This is a genomic window from Hallella sp., from assembly GCF_037460745.1.
Taxonomy (GTDB): domain Bacteria; phylum Bacteroidota; class Bacteroidia; order Bacteroidales; family Bacteroidaceae; genus Prevotella; species Prevotella faecis.
This window is the reverse complement of record NZ_JAXVAE010000008.1, coordinates 1-3,397: the sequence shown is the minus strand read 5'-3', so window position 1 is coordinate 3,397 and position 3,397 is coordinate 1. Positions and strand designations below refer to the sequence as shown.

The 3,397-nt window shown below is 52.8% G+C and carries 2 protein-coding genes; both read left to right on the top strand.

Features of this window, described 5'->3' with window-relative positions:
• The first annotated feature begins 643 nt into the window (after positions 1-643).
• The gene (locus tag WKK33_RS00085) at positions 644-1,687 is read left to right on the top strand and encodes a carbohydrate porin (RefSeq protein ID WP_337931954.1); all 1,044 of its coding nucleotides are present in this window, start codon (positions 644-646) and stop codon (positions 1,685-1,687) included.
• 636 nt (positions 1,688-2,323) lie between these two features.
• On the top strand, positions 2,324-3,352 hold the full coding sequence (locus WKK33_RS00080; protein ID WP_337931953.1) for a hypothetical protein: 1,029 nt from the start codon (positions 2,324-2,326) through the stop codon (positions 3,350-3,352).
• Positions 3,353-3,397: the final 45 nt, after the last annotated feature.

Here is a 3,397-nt window from a genome sequence, read left to right as displayed (position 1 = left end):
AGCATTATAGTAAACCAGGGTAAAAACTGACAAGTGAAATCAGGAAAAGACAAAAGGCCATGTTTCGCAACTCGATTAGGTATGTTTCGCAACTCGATCAGGTATGTATCGCAACGTCGAGAGTGGCCCCCGAAGCGCCAAGCGAGTCGTTATTGTAATAAAACATTGATTGACAGACAGTTACAAAAACTCGCCAAGAAGCACGTATTTGCGCCCAACATTTTTCGCGTTCATAAGAAACGTGTAGTTTTCAATATAGATTGTTTCGATTTTTGAGTCATAATTACGCCTTCTTCAAATCTTTGCCACCCCTCCCACAGCTATCCGCCTCACCTTCGTCAACCCCAAATGGGTCATTAGGCCGAAATAGGGAGACTATTGAGAGGTTATTGTTTCTTTTCAACTCTTGTCAGCGTTTCTTTCGGCATCTTGCTTCCGTTCGCGTTTCGCCATAGCCCGCTATGCCTTTGGGTGCGCCTGCCGCAACCTGTGTGAGGGAGGAATACCTATTTTTGGGTATTGCAACATCGGGGAGAATGGTGTAATTTTGCGGGTTGAAACACAATCGTTCTAAAGTTGCGCCCTTGGCGCGCTCCTGCGGCAGTGGCTGCGGGGCAACAAAAACATTACAATCATCATCATTATGAAGCGACTTATTGTTATACTCCTGGGCTGCCTGCACCTTGCCGCGGTACACGCACAAGAGTTTGGCGGACAATTGATTTCCGAATGGCAATGGGACATGAACCAACACACCAACTGGTTGAATCAGGTGCGCCTCGACCTCAACCTGCCCCTGTGGCATGGGCGGGGAGCCATAGAGGCCGCCACGCTCCATTTGGCCAACATTCGCCACGAGGCCCTCATCGACGATTGGCAGGGCTTCTCCAACATCGAGGCAGGCAACATGCTTGCGGCCATCGCCGTGCTGGGCTATAGCCACCATTGGGCGTCGGCGCGCGTGTTTGTGGGCGTGCGCAATGTGAACGAGGATTTCTTCACATCGCCCGTCACGGCGCTCTTTGCCAACAGTTCGTGTGGCATCGTGCCCACCATCGCCGCCAGTTACCCCATCGCCAACTACCCGTTCTCGGGCCTCACGTTCTATTTCGATGTTACGCGCGGACGGTTCACCTTCCGCAACAGCTTATGCAATGGCGTGGGCCGCAATGGGTGGCGCCACGACGACAACCCCTTCCTCTTGCGCCCCAAGAGCGATGGCGTGTTCAACATGTCGCAGCTCGAATACGCCCACCGTGGCGCCCACTATTTTGCCGGGGTGGCCGTCCACACCCGCCAGTTTGCCCTCGACGACGACGGAGCCCTGATGCCCGCCAGCGTGGCATCCCACCACACCACGGGCGCCTGGTGGGTCTATGGCGAGCAACGCCTATGGCAGCGAGGAAGGCAGAGCCTCACGGCCATGGCCCAATACTCCGAGAACACCTGCCGCCAGAACGCCTGTTACCGTTACGCCGAGCTCGGCGCCGCCTATGCCGACAGCGTCAACACCTGTGGCCTCTCGGGCCAATACGCCCGTTACCAGCAAGGCAACGAGTGGTCGGCGGAACTCACCTGGCGACGCACGCTCAACGCATCGGTAGCCGTGCAACCCTCCCTCCAATACATCCACAACCCCAACGGCAGCTTCGTGGCGCTCACAGCACGCCTTTGCTGCACGTTCTAACCCCGCCTTGCGCGCCTCGAAGGCTACGTCGGTTAGATTTGCTTGGTATGTCGCCCGGTTGGCCTGCCTGACCTTGTTCTTGCGCTGGCCTCCAATGGCTATGGGCTGTGAGAGTTGTACGTGATTGGATGTGCTTTTCGCCGCCTTTTCCTTTCTTAGGACTTGACATCTAATTGTTTGGCAGATGCGCACAGGGGGATGCCCGGTGGCTTCGCTTGTCAGTGTTTTTGAATAAAAGTCATGCCCCCCCATCTGTCTGAGCCAGCAAAAGGGCGCATAGGGTGGGGGGAAGCCCCTGTAATGAGCTGCGAGGTTACAGTTTGATACCTTTCAAGTGGTGAAAAACAACTCATCAAGAAGTGAAATCATTCCGGTGGAGCCTCTGTAGGGGTGCGGTTGTGTCACCATGCCTTGTCTACAGACAAACTTTGTCTTGCTGCATGGGCTTGCGTCAAAAAATCAGGTTAAACATGTTGCGAAATGGAGAATCGTGTTATAATCTCTGTTTTTCAAAATGCAACTTTTCATATAAAAATACGCTCAAAAGTTTGTATTTGTAGCAATGATGCTGTATATTTGCAACCGTTAACTTGAGATTTTAAACGAAAAGAGTGTTTTTGTTAAATTGATTTCGTGATGAAAAGCAGTTGTTTGGCGCTCGCCTTTGCATGGATGTTGTCGTCGTTTGCAGGAGTGAACAGCGCGTCCGCACAGAGTAGGTTGCAACCCATAAAGGGTAGTTCGGTAAGTGTTTCCCCATCGAAAGCGAACGTTCCGGTTCGTCGGGAAGTAAAAAAGCTGGTCGTTTCGATCGCCTCGCCCAATGGCTTCGAGTATGCGGGTGTTGATGAGAATGAGCAGTCGATGGGCGACTATGGGTTTGCTCCGGCCAAGACTTTCCTGACGGCCAAGGTAAAGAGCAATAGCGAGACGGCTCAGTATGCGTGGAAATACAAGACCGTTACGATGGGCAGCAACATGGAGGACAAGACCTCCGCCTCGCAGAGCATATCCTTCAAGATGCCCGAGGGTTTGTACCCCTCGCCCGAGGTTACCGCCACCGACGGTTCGCTTAAGACCGTTGCGAAGCTTGCGGCCGATGGCATCTATTATGGCAAGGGCTACATGGGCAACCACGACTGTGTGAATTATCGGCCGGCCCATTGCAGTGGCTATTACACCGACCCCACGGTGCTCTTGCTCAATAGCGCTGAAGCCAATAGCGGTCTCGATTATATATGGTCGGCCGCGGGCATCAACCACTTCGAGTTGCTGGGCTTTGCTGAGGCGTTCGCCTATTCCAAACCTTATTATCTGGAGGGCGTAACGGCTGAGATAACCTGTAGCACCACGCCCACAGAGGCCGATCTTGAGGCTCATGTGTTTGCACGCAAGCTTAGTGGGGGCGGCTATAGCGTCGACTTGGAAGACCTCATGGACCTTCACGTGGCGAAGATCATCCCGTCGAGCGTTAGCGATCGGTACCGTGTGGTGTTCGAACCCGACTCCGCCGTGCGTGTCGGCTCAGCCATCATGGTTGTTGTTACCACTCCCAAGTCGAGCAACTGCCAGATAGGAATGGTTTTCCCTGAGGAAAAACTCTTCAATTCCGACAATACCGGCGTATGCAACCTGTATGCCAATTTTATGATTGGGAATTACTAGTGATGCGATATTAATCGCTTAACTATAGTTATATATTTGATATTT

Excerpts from the sequence above, each read along its gene's own strand:
- WKK33_RS00085 (WP_337931954.1), top strand. The coding sequence starts at position 644 with ATGAAGCGACTTATTGTTATACTCCTGGGCTGCCTGCACCTTGCCGCG.
- WKK33_RS00080 (WP_337931953.1), top strand. The coding sequence starts at position 2,324 with ATGAAAAGCAGTTGTTTGGCGCTCGCCTTTGCATGGATGTTGTCGTCG.